This window comes from Citrobacter telavivensis (genome assembly GCF_041807075.1).
Lineage (GTDB): Bacteria > Pseudomonadota > Gammaproteobacteria > Enterobacterales > Enterobacteriaceae > Citrobacter_A > Citrobacter_A telavivensis.
This window is the reverse complement of the sequence record NZ_JBGUBF010000001.1, coordinates 316436-341338: the sequence shown is the minus strand read 5'-3', so window position 1 is coordinate 341338 and position 24903 is coordinate 316436. Positions and strand designations below refer to the sequence as shown.

At 55.1% G+C, this 24903-nt stretch carries 14 protein-coding genes; 7 read left to right on the top strand and 7 right to left on the bottom strand.

Annotation, left to right across the window (positions count from 1 at the left end; translation table 11 throughout):
* Nucleotides 1-148: 148 nt before the first annotated feature.
* The 4 genes from ACERJC_RS01535 to ACERJC_RS01520 all read left to right on the top strand — a co-directional run bounded on the left by ACERJC_RS01535 (nucleotide 149) and on the right by ACERJC_RS01520 (nucleotide 3173).
* Nucleotides 149-730, top strand: a complete 582-nt coding sequence (locus ACERJC_RS01535) for a TetR/AcrR family transcriptional regulator (protein WP_152405559.1) — start codon at nucleotides 149-151, stop codon at nucleotides 728-730.
* Nucleotides 730-1098 carry an MmcQ/YjbR family DNA-binding protein gene (locus ACERJC_RS01530; protein WP_152405560.1) on the top strand — a complete coding sequence of 123 codons (369 nt, stop codon included), beginning with the start codon at nucleotides 730-732 and terminating at the stop codon, nucleotides 1096-1098. Before ACERJC_RS01535 ends, ACERJC_RS01530 begins: the two co-directional genes overlap by 1 nt.
* Before the next feature lie 98 nt (nucleotides 1099-1196).
* The gene (nfsB, locus tag ACERJC_RS01525; RefSeq protein ID WP_178825905.1) at nucleotides 1197-1850 is read left to right on the top strand and encodes an oxygen-insensitive NAD(P)H nitroreductase; all 654 of its coding nucleotides are present in this window, start codon (nucleotides 1197-1199) and stop codon (nucleotides 1848-1850) included.
* 75 nt (nucleotides 1851-1925) lie between these two features.
* Nucleotides 1926-3173, top strand: coding sequence for a mechanosensitive ion channel family protein (locus tag ACERJC_RS01520; RefSeq protein WP_373670879.1), 1248 nt, complete (start codon nucleotides 1926-1928; stop codon nucleotides 3171-3173).
* A 1-nt stretch (nucleotide 3174) separates the two neighbouring features.
* Here ACERJC_RS01520 and ACERJC_RS01515 read toward each other — a convergent pair whose 3' ends face one another.
* The 7 genes from ACERJC_RS01515 to ACERJC_RS01485 form a co-directional block, all read right to left on the bottom strand.
* Nucleotides 3175-4146, bottom strand: coding sequence for a LacI family DNA-binding transcriptional regulator (locus ACERJC_RS01515; RefSeq protein WP_152405563.1), 972 nt, complete (start codon nucleotides 4144-4146; stop codon nucleotides 3175-3177).
* A 75-nt stretch (nucleotides 4147-4221) separates the two neighbouring features.
* Nucleotides 4222-5364, bottom strand: a complete 1143-nt coding sequence (locus ACERJC_RS01510; protein ID WP_373670878.1) for a Gfo/Idh/MocA family protein — start codon at nucleotides 5362-5364, stop codon at nucleotides 4222-4224.
* Nucleotides 5357-6382 (bottom strand): sugar phosphate isomerase/epimerase family protein, encoded by a 1026-nt coding sequence (locus tag ACERJC_RS01505; RefSeq protein WP_373670877.1) that lies wholly within the window; start codon nucleotides 6380-6382, stop codon nucleotides 5357-5359. Before ACERJC_RS01505 ends, ACERJC_RS01510 begins: the two co-directional genes overlap by 8 nt.
* Nucleotides 6383-6397: 15 nt before the next feature.
* On the bottom strand, nucleotides 6398-7636 hold the full coding sequence (locus ACERJC_RS01500; RefSeq protein ID WP_286632635.1) for an MFS transporter: 1239 nt from the start codon (nucleotides 7634-7636) through the stop codon (nucleotides 6398-6400).
* 190 nt (nucleotides 7637-7826) lie between these two features.
* Nucleotides 7827-9215: a phenylalanine transporter gene (gene pheP, locus ACERJC_RS01495; RefSeq protein WP_152405567.1), complete on the bottom strand. Its 1389-nt coding sequence runs from the start codon at nucleotides 9213-9215 to the stop codon at nucleotides 7827-7829.
* Nucleotides 9216-9331: 116 nt separating this feature from the next.
* Complete coding sequence (locus ACERJC_RS01490; RefSeq protein WP_373670876.1) at nucleotides 9332-11515, bottom strand: TonB-dependent receptor; 2184 nt, start codon at nucleotides 11513-11515, stop codon at nucleotides 9332-9334.
* 63 nt (nucleotides 11516-11578) lie between these two features.
* Nucleotides 11579-12664, bottom strand: a complete 1086-nt coding sequence (locus ACERJC_RS01485; RefSeq protein WP_373670875.1) for a YncE family protein — start codon at nucleotides 12662-12664, stop codon at nucleotides 11579-11581.
* A 298-nt stretch (nucleotides 12665-12962) separates the two neighbouring features.
* On the opposite strand from ACERJC_RS01485, the gene ACERJC_RS01480 reads away from it, so the two are divergent.
* The 3 genes from ACERJC_RS01480 (at nucleotide 12963) to ACERJC_RS01470 (ending at nucleotide 24736) form a co-directional block, all read left to right on the top strand.
* On the top strand, nucleotides 12963-14138 hold the full coding sequence (locus tag ACERJC_RS01480; protein WP_373670874.1) for a coiled-coil domain-containing protein: 1176 nt from the start codon (nucleotides 12963-12965) through the stop codon (nucleotides 14136-14138).
* Nucleotides 14139-14651: 513 nt separating this feature from the next.
* On the top strand, nucleotides 14652-15224 hold the full coding sequence (locus ACERJC_RS01475) for a helix-turn-helix transcriptional regulator (RefSeq protein WP_373670873.1): 573 nt from the start codon (nucleotides 14652-14654) through the stop codon (nucleotides 15222-15224).
* A 197-nt stretch (nucleotides 15225-15421) separates the two neighbouring features.
* Complete coding sequence (locus ACERJC_RS01470; RefSeq protein ID WP_373670872.1) at nucleotides 15422-24736, top strand: autotransporter outer membrane beta-barrel domain-containing protein; 9315 nt, start codon at nucleotides 15422-15424, stop codon at nucleotides 24734-24736.
* Nucleotides 24737-24903: the final 167 nt, after the last annotated feature.

Sequence of the window (24903 nt, the reverse complement as noted above, 5' to 3'; positions counted from 1 at the left end):
TGACTCTTGATTATGAGTGAGTAAGCACTCATTATAGAAATCGGAAGTTTCGCGTCAAGATGATTTTCAATCTTTGACATTCACCGTTGCGGCGCTGCAAAGGCCGTGTTTCAATCATCTTTTTAAACAATCTTAAGGGTAAAGTGTAGTGGCTCGTCCGAAGAGTGAAGACAAAAAACAGGCATTACTGGAGGCTGCAACCACGGCCATTGCGCAATCCGGGATCGCGGCATCGACCGCTGTGATAGCCCGCAACGCAGGCGTGGCAGAAGGAACGTTGTTTCGCTATTTCGCGACAAAAGACGAGTTAATCAACGAACTTTATCTTCATCTTAAACAAGGTCTTTGCCAGTCGCTGATCGAGAACCTCGATCGTTCACTGACGGATACCAAAGTGCTGACCTTTTACATCTGGAGCAACTATATCAGTTGGGGTCTCAACCATACGCTGGGGCATCGCGCCATTCGCCAGTTAGCGGTCAGCGAAAAAATCACCAAAGAGACGGAACAGAAAGCCGACGATCTGTTTCCTGAGCTACGCGATCTCTGCCACCGTTCGGTGCTGCCGGTCTTTATGTCCGATGATTATCGCGCCTTCGGCGATGCGCTATTTTTAACGCTGGCAGAAACGACAATGGAATTTGCCGCTCGCGAACCGGCTCGCGCCAGCGAATTTATCTCCCTGGGCTTTGAAGCGATGTGGCGCGCCCTCACCCGTGAGGAAGCATAATGGATGAAAAAACGCTGTACGAATGCGCGCGCCGTCTGGCGCTGGCGTTTCCGTTTACCGAACACTGCTGGCCGTTCGGTCCGGAGTACGACGTGTTTAAAGTCGGCGGCAAGATCTTTATGATCGTGACCGAATTTAACCGCCGCGCGGTGATTAATCTGAAAGCCGATCCGGAGAAATCGCTGCTAAATCAGCAAATTTACCCCAGCATTACCCCCGGTTACCATATGAACAAAAAGCACTGGATTTCCGTCGCCCCCGGCGATGACATCAGTGAGTCATTACTGGACGAACTGGTTAATGATTCGTGGAATTTAGTGGTCGATGGCCTGGCCAAACGCGACCAAAAACGGATCCGCCCTGCCTGATTGGTCGCGAAAGCCGATAACTGTTTTCGCATTTTCTCTCTTATCATCTTCCAGAGAACCTTGTACCCTGCGGGTATTAAAACCAACCGGGAGTAGTTATGGATATCATTTCAGTGGCCTTAAAGCGTCACTCCACCAAGGCATTCGACCCTAGTAAAAAACTGACCGCTGAAGAAGCAGAAAAAATCAAAACGCTGCTGCAGTTCAGCCCGTCCAGCACTAACTCTCAGCCGTGGCACTTTATCGTTGCCAGCACCGAGGAAGGCAAAGCGCGCGTGGCAAAATCTGCCGCCGGTAACTATGTCTTCAACGAGCGTAAAATGCTCGATGCCTCGCACGTTGTGGTGTTCTGCGCCAAAACGGCGATGGACGATGCGTGGCTGGAGCGTGTGGTCGATCAGGAAGAGGCCGATGGTCGTTTTGCCTCTGCCGAAGCGAAAGCCGCCAACCACAAAGGTCGGACATTCTTTGCCGACATGCACCGTAAGGACCTGAAAGATGACGCGCACTGGATGGCAAAACAGGTTTATCTGAACGTCGGTAACTTCCTGTTAGGCGTTGGCGCACTGGGTCTGGACGCAGTACCGATCGAAGGGTTCGACGCCGCCATACTCGATGCGGAATTTGGCCTGAAAGAAAAAGGCTTCACCAGTGTGGTCGTGGTTCCTGTGGGTCATCACAGCGTCGAAGATTTCAACGCCTCGCTGCCAAAATCTCGCCTGCCGCTGGAAACCACGCTGACAGAGGTGTAATTCACCCCGCGCCCTGCATTTGCATAATTTCCCCTCAGCGGTCATCATTGACCGCTGTTTTATAAAGGAGAAATTATGCAGGAATTAATTACCCAGGTTGAAGATTTAGCGGGTATTGAAATGAATCACACCACCTCGCTGGTGGTGATTTTCGGTATTATTTTTCTCACCGCCGTCATTGTGCATATTATTTTGCACTGGGTGGTACTGCGCACATTCGAAAAACGTGCCATCGCCAGTTCCCGTCTGTGGCTACAAATAATTACCCAGAACAAGTTATTCCATCGTCTGGCGTTTACGCTGCAGGGGATTATCGTCAATATTCAGGCGGCGCTATGGTTGCAAAAAGGCAGTGAAGCGGCAGAAATTCTGACCACCTGCGCGCAATTGTGGATCATGATGTATGCCCTGCTGTCGCTGTTTTCATTACTGGATGTCATCTTAAATCTGGTGCAAAAATTCCCAGCAGCCTCTCAGCTTCCGCTCAAAGGCATATTTCAGGGTATTAAACTGATTAGCGCGATTATCGTTGGCATTCTGGTGATCTCGCTGTTAATGGGTCAGTCCCCGGCGATTCTGATTAGCGGTCTGGGCGCGATGGCGGCCGTGCTGATGTTAGTATTTAAAGACCCGATTCTTGGGCTGGTTGCTGGTATTCAGCTTTCCGCCAACGACATGCTGAAACTGGGTGACTGGCTGGAGATGCCGAAATACGGCGCTGACGGCGCGGTGATTGATATTGGTCTGACAACGGTGAAAGTCCGCAACTGGGACAACACCATCACCACCATTCCCACCTGGTCACTGGTTTCGGATTCCTTTAAAAACTGGAGCGGCATGTCGGCCTCCGGCGGTCGGCGTATTAAACGTAGCATCAGTATTGACGCCACCAGCATTCATTTTCTGGATGATGATGAAAAGCAGCGACTGTATAAAGCGCGTCTGCTGAAGCCTTATCTGGATACGCGCCATCAGGAAATCGACGAATGGAATCAACAACTGGATGCGCCAGAATCGGTATTAAACCATCGCCGGATGACCAATATCGGGACTTTCCGCGCCTACCTCAACGAATATCTGCGCAACCATCCGCGCATTCGTCAAGATATGACCTTAATGGTGCGTCAACTGGCGCCGGACGATCACGGTCTGCCCATCGAAATTTACGCCTTTACCAATACCGTCGTCTGGCTGGAATATGAAAGTATTCAAGCCGATATTTTCGACCATATTTTTGCGGTGGTGGAAGAGTTCGGCTTACGTATTCACCAGTCGCCCACCGGCAATGATATTCGCTCGCTGGCGGGAGCCTTCACCCAATAGATCAGGTACTGGCGCGCGAAATAAAGCGCCAGTCCATCATGACCCTTTCCGTTGGCGCATCCGGATTATCAATTTTGTTGAGCAGTAAGGTGACCGCTTTGCGGCCAATCTCCCGCGACGGCTGTTCAATAGTGGTAAGCGACACCATCTCAGACAGTTCAGTGCCGTCAAACCCAACCACGGCGATATCCTGCGGTACACGGAGTCCCGCCTGCTCAATAGCGCGCAACGCCCCTGCCGCCAGCGTATCGGAAACGGCAAACACCGCATCCGGTGGGTTCTCCTTCAGCAGCTTTTGCATCGCCGCCATTCCGGCCGCTGAGCTGAGGTCGCTGGCATATTCCACCGCCTGATAGTCCAGCTCGCGCAGATGAATCACGCTCTTATAACCGCGCTCGCGCAGACGGGCATATTTGTAGCTTAAGTCGTGATTAATCAAGGCAATCCGCGTACGCCCGCTGTCGGCGAGCTGACTCACCACATACTGCGACGCGTCCACATCGTTGATCCCGACACAGGAAACGCTCCCTGCATCGGCATACTCCGCACACTGAACCCAGGCAGCGTTACCGATTAGCTCGGCAAGTTCCGGCAGCCGGGAGAAGGCGTCCATGGTGATAATACCGTCGACGATTTTACCCGATAGCAGGCTTAACCCTGAGCGGGAACGATCGATATCAGAACCTGAATTGCACAACAGGATACGGTAGCCGTTTTTCTCGGCCTCCGCTTCAATGCCCTTGACCACCTCCGCGCAGAACGGGTTGGCGATGTTGGACACCATCACCAGAATCATATGGCTACGCGCGGTGCGAAGTTGACGTGCCAGCAGATTGGGCTGGTAGTTACTCTCCTTGATTGCCTGCAAAACCCGCTCACGGTTTTTCGCTTTCACACTGTCGCTGTTGTTCAACACGCGCGACACCGTCGCCACCGAAACCCCGGCCAACTGAGCGATTTTCTGAATAGACATAACGACGACACATCCTGCGGTTAGCGTTTTATGCAGGCTATCATAAATTTGTTGCCCGGCGAACCGGGCAACGCGTCATCGCTCAATGCGCACCCAGCGCTGCTGCTGATGGCTTTTCACTATCGCATCAATGATATACATCACATTCGCACCGTCGTGGAAGGTGGCAAACTGCGGCGTTTTCGCCATTTCGCCTGCCTGAACGGCCCGGTAGAACTGCGCCATCATATTTTTGAAGGCATCAGGCCAGCCTTCAATATGCCCACCGGGGAAATGGGCGCTGTCGGCGACATCACGGTTCATCAGTGCAGGATCATCGGTCAGGATCTGATTCGCCTGCGCGCGATGCCCCACCCACAACTGCTGCGGTACCTCCTGATCCCACGCCACGGACCGCTCGCTGCCGTTGATTTCAAACGTCAGGCGATTTTTACGCCCGGCGCTCACCTGTGAGACGCGAAAACTGCCCTTGCTGCCATCGTCAAAGCGGAACAGCACCGAGCCGAAATCTTCCGTGTTCACCGGTTTATCTTCATACCGGGCGTTCGGGTCGTGAGCAAAGGTCTGGTTACCCGCGATGTTCTCCTTGCGCGTCGGCCAGACAATCGCGAGATCGGCCATCACCTCCGTGATGCGTCGTCCGGTAACAAACTGCACCGTGTCGCACCAGTGGGAACCAATGTCCGCCACCGCGCGCGACGCCCCGCCGAGTGCGGCGTCCACGCGCCAGTTGTAGTCGGTTTCCAGCAACATCCAGTCCTGCAGATAGCTGCCATGAGTAGCAAACAGTCGCCCGATGCTTCCTGCGTGCATCATGCTGGCCGCCTGACGCACCATGGCAAACTGGCGATAGACAAAGCTGACGCCATGTACCACGCCAGCCTCTTCCGCCAGCGCCACCAGCTCGCGCGCCTCTTCTGGCGTCATGCACAATGGCTTTTCAGAGAAGACATGCTTGCCTGCCTGCACTATCTGCCGGTTGATCTGCGCATGCAGATGGTTTGGCGTGCAGTTATGCACCACCTGCAGATTCGGATGCGCAAGCAGTTCCTCAACGCTGCCGTAGGCATACGGCACGTTCAGCGCCAGTGCTTTTTCCTGGGCCTGGGAAAGACTGCCGTCGCACAGCGCTACCACCTGCACAAACCCGAGTCGGCGCAGCGCGTCGATATGCGCTGGACCGATAAATCCGCTGCCAATAATGCCGACGTTAATCATTGGCACCCCCGGCGGCAAAATCATCAAACGCCCGTCCGGAGACCGGAATGATATGGCGGCGGATAAATTCGCTGCCTTCGCTGGCCCCGGTATCACTGTCTTTCAGGCAACACTCCCACTCCAGCACCGCCCAGCCGTCAAAGTCATACTGCGTCAGCTTGCTGAAAATACCCTTGAAGTCGATCTGCCCATCCCCCAGCGAGCGAAAGCGCCCTGCCCGGTTGATCCACGACTGATAGCCGCCGTATACCCCACTGCGCCCGTTCGCCCGGAACTCCGCATCCTTCACGTGAAACGCTTTGATACGCGAATGGTAGATGTCGATAAAGGCCAGGTAATCCATCTGTTGCAACAGCATATGGCTGGGATCATAAAGAATGTTGCAGCGCGGATGGTTGTCCAGAAGATGCAAGAAACGTTCGAACGTGACGCCATCGTGCAAATCCTCACCAGGATGCAGCTCAAAACAGACGTCCACCCCGTGCGCATCGAAGGTATCCAGAACCGGTCGCCAGCGGTTTGCCAGTTCGCTGAATGCGTCCTGAAAACGCGCTTCATTGTGTGGCGGCCACGGGTAGAAAAACGGCCAGGCCAGCGAACCGGAAAACGTAGCATGCGCGCGGAGTCCCAGCTTTGCCGATGCGGCCGCCGCCTGTTTCAGCGTCTTCGCGGCCCACGCCCGACGTGCCACATCATTACCACGCACCGCCGCTGGCGCAAAGTGGTCGAAGGCGTCGCTGTAAACCGGGTTTACCGCTATCAGTTGCCCTTCCAGATGGGTCGATAGCTCGCTGATGACCAGACCGTGCTCCGCCAGTTTACCGTTTATGTCGTCGCAATAGGCCTGACTCTGCGCCGCCTTTGCCAGATCGAAAATCTGCGGCTGATGGCAGGGGATCTGCACCGCTTTATAGCCCTTGCCGGCCGCCCAACCTGCCAGCCCCTCCAGCGAGTTAAACGGCGCTTGCTCCCCGATAAACTGCGACAGAAAAATACCCGGCCCTTTAATCGTCCTCATACCACCTCCAGAAAATTACGCCTTGTCATCGTCATACCTGAACGAGAACAGGAAAATCAGGGCAATCACCGCGGCCGCCACCGCCGGGATCCACCAGAATGTCACCCATGCCTGCGGCACGGTTTGTCCGGCAACCAACCGGTTATACAGCGCGCCGGAGATCTGCGATCCCAGCAGCATCCCAATACCGTAGGTGAACATTACGATCATGCTCTGCGCCTGGCCTTTTACCTTTTCACCCGCCACGCGGTCGGTGTAGATAAAGCCGACAACAAAGAAAAAGTCATAGCACACGCCGTGCAGCAGAATGCCGAGATACAGCAGGAAACGCCCCTCTTCACTCACGCCAAGCGCAAAAAACGCATAGCGAACGAACCACGCCAGCATGCCGATCAGCAGCATGTATTTCACGCCCAGACGGCGGAACAGCAGCGGGATCACCAACATGAAGACGATTTCTGACATCTGCCCGAACGACATGGCGGTGCTAACATCCGCAATACCGGCATCCGCCAGATAAGAGGCGGTGTAAGCGTAATAGGTGCCGAGCGGTACCGAGATCAACATCGCGCAAAGCGAAAAGATAAAGAAGTGGCGCGTTTTGAGCAGCGCAAACGCATCGGCGCAGAACAGATCGCGCACCTGTACCGGCAGTCCCTTCGCAGGGGCTGGCGTATGCGGCAGCGTCAGACTATACAACGCCAATATCACGGAACTGACCGCCGCCACCTGGAAGATGGTAATGCTGGACGCCACGCCGGTGACGCCGATAAAAATCCCCGCCACGATCCAGCCAATCGTGCCGAACACGCGCACCACCGGGAAGGTTTTATCGACATTCGTCAGGCTGTGAAACGCAATGTTATTGGTCAGCGCCAGCGTTGGCATATAGCACAGCGTATAGCCGAACAGCAGACCAATCAGCAGCGCACCGTTTTGGGCAATCAATGCCCCCGGCACAAACCACAGAATCACCGCCCCGGCCAGATGCATCACCGCCATCACCTTTTGCGAGGCAAAGAAGCGATCCACCAGCATACCGAGCACAAACGGTGAAAGAATAGAGGCGATCGGCCCTGCGGAAAACGCATCGCCAATCAGCAAAGACATGTCGTGCTGCGTCATGACCAGACCAAGCGTCACTGACCAGCTTCCCCAGATAAAAAACTGTAAGAACATCATCAGCGACAGTCGGGGTACCAGCAGCCGGTGCTGCCCTATCGCCTTTCCACTACTTTCCGTTGTTGACACCATTTTGAGCCTCGCCTTTTAAAAAGTAATCGATTACAAATTGTCATCAGGTGAAAAGTAATCGATTACAAAATAAAGATCCTGTGGATCGAAACAGAATTGAGAGAAGGGTCACGATAAAGGTGGAGAGCGGTGGTGGCGGGTAACCGTTTTGTCTGCCCGGCAAGCAAAGCGCCACCGGGCATCTACAGGGTTACTTTTTGCGGGAGAGCTTAAACGCCACAAACAGGAAGATGACCCACACCGGCAGCAGCATGGCTGACAGACGCATGTCGTCGATAGTGCACATCAGCACGAGGATCATCGCCAGGAAGGCAATGCAGATGTAGTTCCCCGCCGGGTAGAGCAACGCCTTGAACTGGGTGTCGCGCCCTTTGCGACGCATCGCAGCACGAAAACGAAGATGCGCCAGACAGATCATGATCCAGTTCAGCAGCAGCGTTGCCACCACCAGCGCCATCAGCAGGCCAAAAGCCTCTTTCGGCAGCAGGTAGTTAATCAGCACCACCAGCGAAGTGATAGCGCCCGAGAGCAGCAGTGAGTTCACCGGCACGCCACGACGGCTGACGCGGGTCAGAAACTTCGGGGCATTGCCCTGAACTGACAGACCAAACAGCATACGACTGTTGGAATAAACGCCACTGTTATAAACAGACAGAGATGCCACCAGAATCACGAAGTTCAGTGCTGAAGCCACCACGTTGCTGTTCAGATCGTGGAAAATCATCACAAACGGGCTACTGTCGGATTTCACTTCCACCCACGGATAGAGCGCCAGCAGAACCACCAGCGAACCGATGTAAAACAGCAAAATACGGTACACCACCTGATTGACGGCTTTGGGGATGCTTTTATGCGGATCGCGGGCTTCTGCCGCAGTGATCCCGATAAGCTCCAGCCCGCCAAAAGAGAACATAATTACCGCCAGCGACAGAATCAGCCCCTTCCAGCCCGTCGCCAGAAAACCGCCGTGCTGCCACAGGTTGTCGATGGTCGCCCGCTCGCCGCCGTGACCCGAGAACAGCAGCCACAGGCCAAAGCCGATCATGCCGATAATCGCCAGTACTTTAATGAGCGCAAACCAGAATTCAGTTTCGCCGTACAGACGGACGTTCACCAGATTGACGGCGTTAATGATAATAAAGAAGGCCGCGGCCCAGACCCAGGTGGGAACGTCGGGTAACCAGTACTGCATATAGATACCGGCGGCCGTCAGTTCAGCCATCCCGACCAGCACAAACATCACCCAGTAGTTCCAGCCTGACAGGAAGCCCGCAAACGGCCCCCAGTATTTATAGGCAAAGTGAGCGAAAGAGCCCGATACCGGCTCTTCGACGACCATTTCGCCGAGCTGGCGCATGATCAGAAAGGCAATAACCCCGGCGATGCCATAACCCAGCAGTACTGCCGGACCCGCCATCTGAATCGCCGGACCGATACCCAAAAACAGCCCGGTACCAATTGCGCCGCCGAGGGCGATTAACTGGATATGTCGATTTTGCAAACCACGTTGCAGCGTCGGAGTCTGTTCCGACGACGCTTCAGAACGACCGTTGCCTGAAGCGGATGACGCGTCTCTCACGTCCTACCCCTGTCTCTTTTTTAGAAGGGGCACGTTTTAACACTTCATGCTGGAGGTAGCAAGTTAAAGGCGTGGGAATGGATGGGGCATCCTTGCCCCTGATAACGAGGTGGAACTCAGAACTCGTAACCAACGGACACTTTAACGGTGCGCGGTTCGCCCTGGGTGACGTACGTGCCGGAATCATCAACACTGGCCCAGTAGTTTTCGTTGGTGACGTTGTCGATGCCCGCGCGAACGGTCATCTGATTTTGGTTCTGGTTAAGCGCGAAGCGATAACGCATGCCCAGATCCAGAGTGGTGAAGCTGTCGAGCTTTTTGGTATTGGCCAGGTCTGCATACTGAGAACCAGAGTGGTTCACGCGAGCCGTGGCGGTCAGCCCCTCAATCGGTTTGATGTCATACTCGGCGCCCAGCACGGCGTAAAAGTTCGGCACGCCGATAACATCGTTGCCCTGATTCAGGCCATTGTTGGTTTTGGTCATCTCCGCCTGCAGCCAGGTGGCGCTGGCGTTCAGACGCATTCCCAGCATTGGTTCGCCGAAGACATTCAGCTCAACGCCACGGTTACGCTGTTCAGCATCCAGACCATAATGTTTGGTTTCACTGTCAAGGATCGCCGAAGGCATCTTGATCTCAAACAGCGCCAGCGAGCCGCCTACGCGCCCGAAGTCCGCCTTCACGCCCACTTCATTTTGTTTAGAATGGACGATACCGGTGCTCTGGCCATAGTTGGTTGCGGTGTTGGGCGCCGTTTTACCCGGCTGCAGCGCTTCCGTGTGGTTGGCGTAGAAAGCGATCTCCTCCCACGGTTTGTAGACGACACCGTAAGTAGGCATCCAGCGGCTACCGTCGAAACCGTCGGCGGCATTTTCCGCGCCGGTGACTTTGTCATAACCCCGGATGACCACTTTCTGATGGCGTGCCCCGACGGTAAACAGCAGTGTGTCATCCAGCACGCCCAGCGTATCACTTAGCAACCAGCCCTGAGTGCGGGTACGTCCGCTGGTCAGTGGATCGCTATAGTTGCCACCCTTGCCGTTTGAGTTGGTACTGGCTGGCGCATCAACGCCGCTGTTATGGTAGATGTTGGTATACGGGTTATCCGCCGCTTTGGACATCTTCCACGCGATTTTTTCGTTTTTGCTTTGCGCCGAGTAGCCGACGTTCACTTTGTGCGAGACAAAGCCAGTATCGAAGTTGCCGCGAATCCCCGCCATGCCGCTCACCGTGTCGCTGATACGGTTAGTATCAAGACGGCTGGCAGTGGCCGTACCGCTCTTATCCAGCAGTTTCGGCGCGCTGTAGAGACCTTCCTCGTGCGCGTGCTGAGCGCCAAGACCGGTATAGGCGGTCCAGTTGTCGGTGATGTCGTATTCACTACGCCACATACCGAACTCGTTTTCGATATCGCTGTACGCCCACTTCTGCGAGAAGTTGCGGTCATTTTTCGGCGGCGTCGGGATGAAATCGACCGCAGAAATGTTGACGCTGGTTGGGCTGCCGTGGAAGGTTTTCTTCTGATAACCCACGTCCAGCGAGGTGCGGAAGTTATCGCCTTTGTAGTCCAGACCGGTGGAGAGCAGCGTAGTACGGCGGCGATCGTCCTGAATTCGGGTTTCGCCTTCACGGTGGACCAGATTCACCCGCGCGCCAAACTGGTCGTTGTCGCCAAAGCGACGACCGGCATCCAGCGTGGTGCCAATCTGTGAATCTGAGGTGTAATCCACGCCTACTTTGGCCTGCGGGATATCGCCTGCATGTTTCGGTTCAAGGTTGATCATCCCACCGACGGCGGAGCTTGCAGCACCGTTCATCAGGGCGTTTGCCCCTTTGAAGATTTCGATGCGATCCACCATCTGCGCATCCACCACCTGACGCGGTAAGATGCCGGAAAGGCCGCCAAAGGTCATGTCATCGCCATCAAACTTCAGGCCGCGGATACGGAAAGTTTCCGCGCTGTTGCCGTAGCCCTGGACATACTGCACGCCCGCATCGTTTGCTACGACATCGGCGATGGTTTTTGCCTGCTGATCTTCAACCAGTTTAGAGGTGTAGCTGATGACGTTGAAGGGCACATCCATCGCGCTCTGTTGGCCTAGCATCCCCAGCCTACCGCCGTTGGCAACCTGCCCATCGAGAAACGCGGGTAGCAGCGTGTCGCCACCCGGTTTGAAATCATTATTGGTTGTAGCCTGGACCACGATGGTCTCTTCCGCTTTTTTCGCGGTGTCCGCCGCCCAGGCCGTGCCAGAGATCGCGCCAATCGTCAGCGCCAGAATTGTTTTAGTGTTGTTCATATGAATGCCATCAAAAGGAGTCAATGTGCCGGGGAGCGACAGGCGTCCCCCGGCTGGTTTTTATTATTTATTCAGCTCAATACGTACGACGCTGTCCGGCGCATCGGTTGAGTGATCTTTATTAAATTTCTGTTTCACAGTGACATGCAGCGTCTGACCATCAGCTGAGAGCAGCAGGCTGTTTGGATTCGGCGGCAGATCCCAGCTTTTCTTCACGCTGTAATCGGCCGCGTTGAGGCTAAGCAGTTTCCCGGAATCACGCTGGGTGATGTAAATCTCGTGGCGTTTGGCGTTGAATTTAACGGATAGCGAGTCACCCACTTCCAGTTGTTTCAGCACCTTGCCGGTGTGGATATCGAGCACCAGCGTGGTTTTCGCTTTGGAATTGTCGGTCACGAACAGACGCCCGGTTTGCGGATCTTCCGCCATATTCAACAGCAGCGCCGGTTTGTCGCCCAGCGGCTTCCAGCGTTTTTCAACGCGCTGGTTACGCGGGTTGATGACCAGAATCTCGCCACCGCCATTCGCGGCGTAGATGCGCTGAGTCGTTTCGGAGTAGTGCAGACCGGTCATCCATTTACCGGTGTTTTTGATGCGTGTTTTCAGCTTCAGCGTTTCAGCATCGACCACCCAGATCACTGCGGGATCAGCGACCGCGCCGATATACAGCAGACCGTTATGCAGCAGCACCTGACGTGCGCCATACGGGAAACCTTCCGGGTTCCGCTCCGGGAACAGGACGCGATTTTTGACTTTGCCGTCCGCGGTATTCAACGCGCTCAGGCCACCGTCCAGCGAGTTGGTGACGTACACCGTTTTGCCGTCTGGTGAAATGGCCATGCCAAAGTTTTTCAGATCCGTATGGCTGCGCCCGATTGTTTTCAGCGTTTTGGCATCCAGTTTATAGACCACCCCGCCCTGAACATCTTTAAAACCTTCGGCACTGGCGACATACAGCGCGTCCCCGGCTGGATTTAACGCCATCTCATACAGGCCATCCGCCAGAGCGCGTTTTAACGTATCGGTCGCCACTGCTGGCGTCTCCACTTTTTCAACGGTATTTGTCGCCGTGGTGGCGGGCGTTGTGGCCGCGCAACCGCTTAATGCCGCCGCGATCAGCACTGCCAGGGCGGTTATGTTTTTTTTCATTCCTGGGTTCCTTACCAAAAAAAGATACGCATTAAACAATAAAGAGAATGAGAACTATACTTATTCTCTTTTTCGAAGCAAGCGTATTTCGCACAAAAAATACCCTTAATGAAACAGAGGTTCGAATTGTGAGAGCTCAAACGAAAATGGTAGATGAACGATAATTTCTGCGAATTATTCTGGACGAACAGGCCCCGCAGGCCACAGAATGCGATTTGCACTTTTTTTATATTTTTCAAACGAATGACTTAACCTAAATATTGTCATTCATGTGTCGGTCACGCCAGGCAACGGTGTCATGAATAAAATCATCAAACGACTCGAAATCATTAAAAGCGCCATCGAACTTGAGGATGAAGAGATAATCCAGCAGCAGCTTGTGCATCTGCAGCGGGAATCTGGCGATCCCGTAATAACGGCAATTGCCCAGGCTATCGAGACGCGCCGATTCAGTGATGCAATGCGTGAAATTGCCACCTGGTTGCAAAATCAGCGCGCAATAACCAGCTGGCAGGATCCGGCGATTGCTGCCAGCAAACTGGAGCTTAAAGCGCTGGAAAGTCAGTTGCGCGAGCTGATCGACACCCGCAATACCCGTATTCAGATTCTGGATGAATTCAACGACCAGTATCATTTGCGCCTCGGGCCGTTAATGAGCCGTATTCTGGAGCTGCGTAAACAGCTCGCGGCCAGCGCCCTGCGCCGACAAGAAGCGGAGCGCAGACGCCGCGAGAAAGATTACCTCTCCTGTCAGCAGTACATCTCGCTGGCAATCGATCGGTTAGCACAGCTCAAGCAGCAGTGGATGGGCATGGACTCGACCTCTCGCTCTGCGGTCGACATTCGACAGCGCATCCAGCAGCAAACGGAGCTGATTACCGATCTGCTCGCCGAGATCCGTGAACTGGAAGCCGATTTTTCCCGCCAGGACGACAGTGACACGCGGCAGGCGCAGGAAGAAGCGGCGCATGAATATGAGGAATATCAGGAACAGCAGCAGGATGCCCAGCACCGCTTCGCACGCGATCAACGTCTTTCCGCAGACGAGCGCAATGAACTTAAGCGCCTGTGGCGTCAGGCCAGCCGTCTGTGTCATCCGGACGTTGTCGCCGACGAATTGAAAGAAAAAGCGCATCAGATGATGGTGCAGCTTAATCTGGCACGACAAAACGCCGATCTGGCGGCCATTCGTGCCCTGCTCACCCAGCTACAAAGCGGTCTTGAGCCGATGATGGCCAGCGATCGGCTGAACAATCTCGACCATCTGCGGCAGAAAATCCAACAGTTGCGGATCCAGATTGACGCGCTGCTGAAAGAGATAGCCGAGCTGGAAGCGGAAAATGCCTGGCGTCTGGCGACATCGCTTCGCGATAAAGAGGCATACTTTTCGGAGCAGGAGCGTGCACTGGCTGAGCTGCGCGACACGCTGGAGAATCAGGTCAAACACGTTGAGCAGGATCTGTTGGCGGGTTAAGGCCTGCCTGCTCAGCACAAATAATCAAAAACAAAATTTAATCATGACAATCATGATAATTTAGAAATTTAATTTCACATTAAAAGTGATTTACCAGAATAATAAACCAATCAATGTCAAATTCTCAACCGTTACCACTCACCTTAACTTCTCCATTGCAACATTAACCAGGAATATTCTTAACGCACGATACTCTGGATCGTCACGCTTATCCCACCTCACCTGACAGCGCACCTTCCCTCCTCTTTTGTTTCCGTTATTTTTTAAGACAACCCCGCATATTCCTCATTATTTCTCCTCCTGTTTACATCAATCAATAAGTGAAAACTATCAATCATTCTCCCGAAGTCGAAATAAACGATTTATCTTAAATTTTAACAAAGCGTAATATTTCAATTGAGAATAATCCCAATAAAAAAATGTGAATTTGAACTAATTCCCGGACAAGGGAATAAACCCTTTCCTTTAATGTAAAGAGGGGCAGGATGCTATAGCCAATTCAAGGAGAATTTTATGTCAAAAGCTATTTTCTTCGGTGACAATTATTACACCTGGCTTGGCATGAAAAATATCCTGCGCGGGACATCAATCTATTATGGCATGCAGTATTACGCAACCCACTTACCGCCCTCCTCTATTCCTTCGGCCCAGAATAATGATTACCTCATCATTCATCCCGAACGGACAGATATTCTGAAATACGCCAGCATCATTCGCCGTCTCTCCTCGCGTTCATCATTGATGCTTTTCGTGCTGACGGATGCCGAAACCTTTGCGGTGTTCCAGGCTATTTGCGGCATGCAGATGCATTTTCTCGATCACGGGTTGAGCCTTGACGCACTGCACCGCCGGGTGATTCACCTCATTAGCAGCAAGAACACGAGCGTGAGCCGTCCGCTGGACAATGCCATGAGCATTAATGAATTTAACGTCATGATGATGTATTCCCGGGGCTGGTCGCTGACCAGAATCGCCAATATTGCACATAAAAGCGAAAAAACAATCGGTACTTATAAAAGCAATATTGCCAAAAAACTGGGGCACAGCAACACCCATCTGAAATACAGGCTTTTCCATTATCGTTAACCATCAACCGAGGAAATAAGACACGGACGAATGACGATTATTTAAGGCGCGTTCAATCACTAAGAATTATTCCGCCCTGCGGAAGGGTCTCCTTTTCCCAAAATTTGACAACCCAGGCAGCACTCATCGTGAGCCAACCCTAACCACAAGCGCAGCGCACCAACCAACAAAAAAACAGAAATGCAGACGAGGTTATTATGAATAAGGTTTACAATATTATATGGAATGCGGCACTCGGGCTTTGGGTTGTCGCCTCCGAATTATCAAAGGGGAAGAAAAAAAGTCGCTCACGTAAAACCGGACTGCAGATCGTTGCCGGTTTATTCGCTGGCGTTTCGCTCACAGCCGTCGCTGCGCCGATCGTGACTGATGGTACTCGCGATATCGCCGTGGATTACCAGGATGGCATCTCCGCCGGCGTCCATCAGGACGTCTTCAACTACGGTTTTTTATATGAAAACCACACCGGCGGCAGCGAACTGAATGTTACCGGCGCGATCCCCAACATCGCCTACGGACAGACCGGCATTGTAGAGTCGTCCACCATCCGGGATCTGCTGGAAAGCGGCAAAATTACGCTCACCGCCACCAGCCTCACCAACGAGCAAAAATCAATCACCACCATTGAGGAACTGGCGGAATACCTCAGTCATACACAGTCGTCTACCCCACAGCAAAGCGTGGAATTTCAGGTGATTGACCCGGCCGATCCAGAAAAAACCTCAACCCTGAAGGTGTTTGATACCGCAAGCCTGGCAAGTTTCATTAGCGTCTCGCAGATTGGTGATGCGGTGCTCAACACGTTTGATGCCAATGTGTCGCAAATCTATAAGCAGTTTGGCTTTGCCCTTGCCAAAAATGGCGCAACCGCCAATCTCAACATTGGTGATAACACACTGAAAGTAAGAGAAAATGATATCCGTCTGCTGGCAAAAGACTCTTCTCTGCTCAAAGCACAGGAACCAAACAGCAAGGTCAACTGGCAATCCGATAACTACATCCAGTTTGGTGCGGCACCGGTCGTACCGACCAAAACCTACGCCGGCTCAAAACAAACCACCGTGTTTGGCGAAGACATTACCTTAATGACCTACGGCTACGATGAAGAAGGCAAGGTCGTTGAAACAGGTAACCGCACCTTTTCCATTAAAAACACGGCGGATCTGGCGAATTTCAACAACTGGCTGATTGGCGCTGGCAGTGAGAGCGCCAAAACACCCGACGGGCAAAATATCAGCCAGATCCAGCTGTGGCTGGATTCTGGCGCAATCAGTAAAGTTTCTGACGCACAGACTTACTACGCCAGTCTCATCAATCAACTGCTGACCTCCAGCACCAATGCCGACCTGTTAACCTGGGATTACGATGTCTGGACTGACGGGCTGGCACACACCAACAACACCACGGCGGGCACAGGGGAACTGCATGCTATCTACGCCAATGGACAAAACACCACCGGCACATTGGCCCCGGGAGCAATTCTGGCTGTCGATGGCAGTATCAATGGGGCAATGAAGGCCGATGACGGTGGTTCTATCTTCAATGAGGGTGCACTGAACGTTCTGCGGACCTCTACCGGGCAGGGGCTGGCGATTGGCATGCTGGCCAGTGACGCCAGCGCCACGAACCGTGGCACGATCAATTCCGGATTGTTTATCGATAAAGATGGTAATCAGAACGTAAACAGTTACGGCGCCTACGGCATGCAGGGGCTGGGAAACAGCACCGTGGTAAACGAAGGGACGATTAACCAGGCGATTACGACCAACAACTACGGGACTGCAGCGGCAGCCGATCCGTGGTCTACGGATAAACCCAACAGTTCTCTGACGCTCGCTATCGGCATGCAGTTATCCGGTGAAACCCATGGGACCAACAAGGGTGAGATTAACGTCGTGGAGGGACGGAGTAACGGCGACGCTTTCGGTAAGGGGACGGCTTACGGCGTTGAAGTGTCTGGTAATGCCACCTTCGCAAACGCGCCTGGTGCCACCATTTATCTTGGGCGTAAGGCCAGTGACCTCTCGCAGGATGTCAATATGGCAGGCGGCGCAAGTCCCAGCGCCGGGATCCTGACCAGAAGCTCAGGCGATGTCACCAATGACGGAACGATCACCCTTGGAAAAGGGGTACGTAACGCCGCCGGGATCCTGGTCGGCAACGCCACCGGGAACGTGATCAACACGGGTAAAATCACCCTCAATGGTGACTCGTCGTCCGGCACCAGCCCGAACTTCGGTATTTCGGTACGCGACAGCGGCAGCGAAAACGGCCAGCAGATCCGCAACGACGGCGAGATTGACGTCAATGGCCACAACAACATCGGTATCCATCTGACCGCCAGCTCGATGAACGCACATGTCACGTCCAGCGATACGGGAACAATCACGGTGGCAGGCGACGGCGGCACGTCGAACCGTAACTATGCTATCTGGGCTGAGGGGAGTACGACTTCTCAGGCTGTCGTCGATGTGTTTTCCACGATCACGCTGGAAGCCATCGGCAATATTGGCGTTCACGTCCGCGATAATGCGGTGGCAAACATTAACAGCACCAGCAGTCCGTTGTTCAAAAATAGCGATCAAATTGGCTACTACCTGTACGGCAACGGGGCGACCGCCAATATCGGCAAAGCCGATATGAATGACAACGGCCAGGCGCGCACGACGCTGTTCCGCATTGCTAACGGTGCAAACTTTGCCGGCGATACGATCAATCCGGAGAATAATCAGTCGTCTACACTCAAGATGACCTTAACCGGTGAAAAATCCATTGGCGTTTATGCAACCGGTACAGGCAGCACCGTAGATACGGGTGAAGCGACGTTCACCGTTAGCGGTAACGGGGCTGCTGCCCTGCTGCTGGAAGGGGGCGCAGCAGGGACCATCAGCGATAAGACCCTTATCGAACTGACCGGCTCAAACACCACCGCCGGGATTGTCGATGGGCAGGCGCATCAGTTGAACGGTAGCAAACAGAACGCCCCCGTCGAGACCGTTCTCAACACCAGTGCCACCATTCGATCCGCCGTGGATGGGCTGAACGTCATCGCCTATGTGGCGAAAAATCTGGGCAATATCGTTCTGCAACAGGACGCGGTTATCGATCTCGCCAGTAAAAACAGTATCGGCGTCGACGTGCAGGAAGGGGGACGGTTGAGCAACAACGCCTCCCAGGTATTGCACGTCAGCAACGGGATTGGCGTTCGCGCCTCCGGTAAAGACGCACAAATCAAAAAGCTGGGTGCAATAGAGGTCGATGACGGCACTGCTGGCGTGCTGCTGACCAATGGCGCAACGCTGAATATGGCTGCGGGAGCCGGTGGATTAGCCGATACCATTACGACCAACGGCACGGCGGACGGTATTCGTCTTGAAGCGGGGGCCGGATCGCTGACGGCCAAAGGCGTCACCATCAGCGCATTGGGCAGCGGCGCAGGGATTCAGAACCATGCCGAAAGCTCGGATATCACGCTAAACGACGTCACGATTAACGCCAACAACGGCCCGGGTATCCGCACCAGCGTGGCGCTGAACGTGAAAGATGGCGCCAACAATATGCTCAACGTCACCGGCTCTGGTTCAGGCTTTGCCTTCATGAAGGACAACGGCGACAACGCTACCGGCGATTTGACTATCGGCACCGGTTACACGGTACTGGTGCACAACGACAACGACGATGCCACAGGGAACGGGATCGATGCTCGTACCAACGGCAGACTGACCACCCGCGCCAATATCACCGTTCGGGACGCGACGGGCGGTTCGGCGATTCTGGCAAAAGACGTTTCCACCCTTACCAACAGCGGCAACATCACCTCCAACAGCCTGAACGGTCCAGTGGTGGATGCCAGCGGTAACAACGGCAAAACTATCACCAATACCGGGACGATCCTCGCCGCTACAGACCAGGCCGTCGCGATTCAGTCCGGCAACGGCAACGACACCATCAACATCAGCGGCGGCAATACGCGCGGCGTCATCAATACCGGTGCCGGTAGCGACCGCTTTATCTGGAACAGCGGAACGTTTGCCGGAGAGGTGAACTTCGCGGGGACAACCAACAACAAGGCCAACATCGGTAATGTATCGCTGACGAACACGCGTCACATCACCACGCTCGCCGGCACGGGCAACGCCCTCACCTTCACGAATACCACGGGTAATGTCGGTTCGCTGCTGGTGGATGACCTCAGCCTGGGAACCAACATCGGCAGCGGCTGGAATACGTTAACGCTGACGGGCGCGCAGGCAGATATGCGTATCGTTGAAAGCCTGACGCTGACCGACGGCACCCTCGCCGTTAACAACGGTGCGACGCTGCGCACGGGTGACCATCGGGACGTGAGTAATACCAGCGCAACCATTGGCAACTACAACATCACCACCAGCGGCAACGCCAGCAATATCATCTTTGATACCCAGGGCAATGGCGCCGACAGCCAGATTTATCAGGGGACTATCAGCGGTAGCGGCAACTTTGTCCGCGCAACGGGCGGCACGACGGTTTTCACCACCGACAACAGCTACAGCGGTTCGACCACCATCAATCAGGGCGGTGTATTACATCTGGGTCAGGGAGGCACGACGGGCGGTATCAACCCGGTTTCGCAGATCGTTGATAACGGTATTCTGACCGTTAACCGCAGTAACAACGTCCTGCTTAACGGGGTGATTTCCGGTATCGGCGCGCTGGAACAAATCGGTAAAGGCATTACGCGTTTAACCGGCGCCAACCGCTATAAAGGGGAGACCACCGTCGACAACGGCACGCTGTTGGTCAACGGTAATCAGTCAGCCGCAACGGGCATGACAACCGTGAATGGCATTGCAACACTGGGTGGCACCGGAACCCTCGGCGGCGACGTCGTGATGAATGACGCCACCACGCTCAGCGCAGGCGACGGCGGCGCGGGTACGCTGAAGATCAACGGAAGCCTGCAACTGGGCAACAAAACCACCTCTGCATTTGAGCTGGGGCAGGCCTTCGTGCCTGGCGGCGCACAAAACGATCTGGTCGATGTTGCCGGCAATCTGCTGCTTGACGGGACGCTGAACGTCAGTCAAAGCGCTGGCGGCACGTTTGGACCGGGCGTCTACCGTCTCTATAACTACGGCGGCACGCTCGACAACCAGACGCTGGAGCTTGGCGACGTCCCGGCGGGTCAGGATAAGAGCAACATTTTTGTCCAGACGGTGCTGGATAAACAGGTCAACCTGGTCAATGCCAACGGCGTCACGCTGCAGTTCTGGGACGGCGCGCAGACGGGTGAAAACCACGGTAAAACCGGGATTGAAGGCAACGGAAAAATCGACGGTGGCGATGGCAAATGGATGGCGATCGGAAGCCAGGGCGATAACAACTGGACGCAACAGGACGGAATCGGCAACGCACCGTGGGCGCAAAAAGCCTTCGCCGTCTTTACCGGCAACGCCGGCACGGTCGAGGTCGACAGGAGTGCGGGTAACGTTCAGTTCTCCGGCGCACAGTTTGACGCGGACGGCTATATCATCAAAGGCGACGAGCTGAACGCGTGGGCGACCACCGCGGGCAGCGATGAGCTGATGCTGCGCGTCGGTTCTGGCGGTGCGGGCGCAAACTTCACCGCGACGATCGAATCAACGATCCGCGAAGGTGACAGTGCGGATAGTCTGGTGCTGGTCAAGACCGACCAGGGCCGTCTGATCCTGAGCGGTGACAACACGTATCGTAGCGGCACGCGCATTGACGGCGGTACGCTGCAAATCTCGGCGGATAACAACCTGGGCCAGGCCGGGACCGGCGTCACCATCAACAACGGTTCAACGTTACAGCTGGGCGCAGATTTCACCACCCAGCGCACCCTCACCCTGGGCACCTCTGGCGCGGCTGCCGTGTTCGATCTGAATTCGCATCACTTCTCCCCTGTCGGCGAGATAGTCGGTGCAGGCAACCTGAAAGTCACCAGTAGTACCCGTGATGCGGCCAGCACGCTGTCGCTCGATCGGGCCAACAGCTACCAGGGCACGACGCTAATTGAAGGTACCGGTGAGACTCACAACGTCACGGTGAATGCCAGCCAGACCGGCGTATTTGGCAGCAATGCCAGCAGCACGGTGAGCGTGACGAAAGGCGCAAAACTGAACATCAGCGGCGTAGCAACCAGCCTGCAATCGCTGACGCTGGATATTACCAACAGCCTGTTAACGCTGAAAGACACGGTCACTGCGGCAGGTGCGACGCTGAATCTGAATGGCAAAGCAAAGGCGCTGATCGCAAACAATGCAACGGCAGGACAGTCGACCATTAACGTCTCTGAACAGAGTACGCTGGCGCTGGAAGAGAATGCCAGCGGCGGTAATGCAACCGTGACCAACCACGGGCTGATGTCCTTTGCCGGTCGCGCGCTGGCACAAATGACCACGGTGAAAAACCAGTCCGGCGGCAACGTCGATGTCAGCCACGTCGACAGCGCGACCGCTATCGGTTCGCTTTCCGGCGCGGGTAACGTTGAACTGGGCGATAAAACCCTCTCCCTCGGCAATCTGGCGCTGGATGACACCATCAGCGGCATCATCAGCGGTAACCGCGGCAACCTGGTGAAAATCGGCGACGGGACGCTGACCTTAACGGGCGACAACACTTACACCGGCACCACATCGGTCGATGAAGGGGTACTGCTGGTTAACGGTAACCAGGCGGCGGCGACCGGTGACGTAACGGTCAAAGCGGGTGCGACGCTCGGCGGTAACGGCATTATTGGCGGCGCGGTGAACGTGGCGGATAACGGCCATATTACAGCCGGTTCCACGATCAACAGCGTCGGCAAACTGACCACCGGTTCGCTGACCCTGAATGACCTGTCGCAACTGGACTATCAGTTTGGTCAGGCGTACACCCCAGGCGGCGCCTTCAACGACCTGATTAACGTCAACGGCGATCTGGTGCTCGACGGCAAGCTCAACATTGCAACCTCACCCGGCGGCAGTTTCGATGTCGGTGTTTATCGCGTCATTAACTACTCCGGCGCGCTGACCAACAACGTAATGGACATTGCCAACGCCCCGGCGGCGGCGGACAGTTTGTACGTGCAGACGTCGGTGAAAAATCAGGTCAACCTGGTGAATCACGGCGGTCTGACCCTGCGTTTCTGGGACGGCACCGGCGGTGAAAACGGCGAACTGAAAAACAACGGCGTGATCAACGGCGGCGATGGTATCTGGCAATCCAGCCATGGCAACGACAACTGGACCACCGATGAATCCACGCCGGAAGGTGCCCTGAACGCCCCGTTCACCGATGCCGCTTTCGCCGTCTTCCTAGGGGAGGCAGGCAACGTCACCGTGGATAACAGCCTGGGCGATGTGATCATCAGCGGCGCGCAGTTTGCCACCGATGGCTATCGCGTGGCGGGTGATGCCATCACCACCGACACCGCCAATACGCTGATTCGCGTCGGCGACGGCACCGTCGATGGCGCAGGCTATACCGCCACCATCGACAGCCAGATCCGCGGTACTGGCGGCGTCAATAAGAGCGATCTTGGCACGCTGATCCTGACCGGCGATAACCTTTACGGCGGCGGCACGACCATTACGGCAGGGACACTGCAGGTTTCCGGCGATAAAAACCTCGGCGCTGCCAATACCGGGATCGCCTTTAATGGCGGCACGCTGAAATATGGCGATGCGTTTAATACCGCGCGTCAGGTGACGCTGGAATCCGGCGGCGGGACCTTCGACACCAACGGCTTCAACGTCGCGCTGTTGACCGACGTTGAAGGCAGCGGTCAGTTAACAAAAACGGGTCAGGGCACGCTGATGCTCACGCTGGACACCTCCTACACCGGCGGTACCCACGTCGTGCAGGGAACGTTGCAGTTGGGTAACGGCGGTGAGATCGGCAGCGTACAGGGCGATATCATCGCTGACGGCATACTGAATGTGAAACGCTGCAACAGCTACACCCTGAGCGGCAACATCAGCGGCGAAGGACAGTTCCACCAGACCGGCAGCGGCACCACCACGCTGGAAGGAACGAATAGCTACAAAGGGGCAACGCTTGTCGCCAGTGGCGTTCTGCAAGCCGGTGGCGCCAATACGCTGAGCGCCGCGTCTCATCACTATGTGGCAAGCGACACCGCGCTGAAAACGCAAGGGTACGACCAGACGGTCGCCGGATTAACCAACAGCGGCAACGTGTCGCTGACGGGCGCGGCGGTTGGCTCCGCGTTAACGGTAAAAGGCGATTACAGCGGCAAAAACGGGACGCTTGAATTAGCCGCCGCGCAGAGCAACAGTGGTCAGGGCATTGCGGATCGACTGGTGATCGATGGCGGTAAGGTGAGCGGCAGCACGCTGCTGAAGGTGGACGGTTCCGGATTGGGCGCACCGACGGTAGGTGACGGGATCGAAGTGGTGACGGCGAAGAACGGTGCCACCACCACGGCGCAATCGACCCGCGACGGTTTCCATCTGGCCAGTCACCGTATGTCCGCCGGTGCGTTTGAATACCAGTTGTATGCTGGCAACACGCAAGGCCAGGGCGAAAACTGGTATCTGCGCAGCGCCTATCGTCCGGAAACCATGCTCTACTCGGGTCTCGCCAGCGTGGTGCGTCAGGGTGACCTGAGCCTGTTAGGTAACCTGCACCAGCGAATGGGGGATGATGTGCGACCGGGTCTGGATGACGACAACCGAGCGTGGGCGAGAATGATCGGCTACTCCGGTAAAACCAAACTGGACGATGTCACCGGCACGCAGACCACCAGCCACACGATGGGGATTCAGGCGGGAGTTGACCTCTACGCGGATGCCAGTTGGAAAGCCGGAGTGTACACCAGCATTCTGGATATCGACAGCAGCGTCAAAGGCAGTAAGGCGGGCAGCGCGGGTAAAGGCGGTAATATTGACGACAACGCGTTTTACCTGGGCGGTTATGCCACCTGGTTCTCCACTAATGGCATGTACATTGATAACGTCCTGCAATACGGAAACCATGATGCTCGCCTGTCAGCATCCGGAAACAATGGCTCCCATACCGTGAAGGGCCACACGCTGACCGCCTCGACGGAAATCGGGAGAGCGTTCCGTTTAGGGGCAAGCGCGTGGAGTCTGGAACCACAGGCGCAGTTGATCTATCAGTACAGCGATTTTGATGACAGCGCGCTGGGCGGTGCGACGAAGACGAAAGTCAAACTCGATACCGCCGATGCCTTTACCGCTCGCGTAGGGCTGCGACTGAAGGCCGACTATGACACCCGCCACGGCAAGATTCAGCCTTATGGTCGCGTCAACCTGTGGCAGGGACTGGGATCGAAAGACAAAACGCACTTCAGCAATGCGGTTGCGACCACGACGCTGGAATCCTCGCAGCAGTATTCCAGTACCGAAGTGGCAGCGGGTCTGAGCTGGAACATCGACCGCGACCTGCAGGTGTACGGCGAACTGGGAACGCAGTTCAACAACGGTGGGCATAAGTCGCAGGTGGAAGCGCCAGTCAATGCCTCCATTGGCTTTAAAAAGTCGTTCTGATAGCGTCTGATATGAAAAATCCCTCTGTGATACGGAGGGATTTCAGATTGCTGACAACGTGTCGAACTGGGACTATGCCGGGTGACGGCTATGCCTTACCCGGCCTACAGGCTTTAGAACATCAACACGTTACTCGTGACACCTGTAGGCCTGATAAGCGAAGCGCC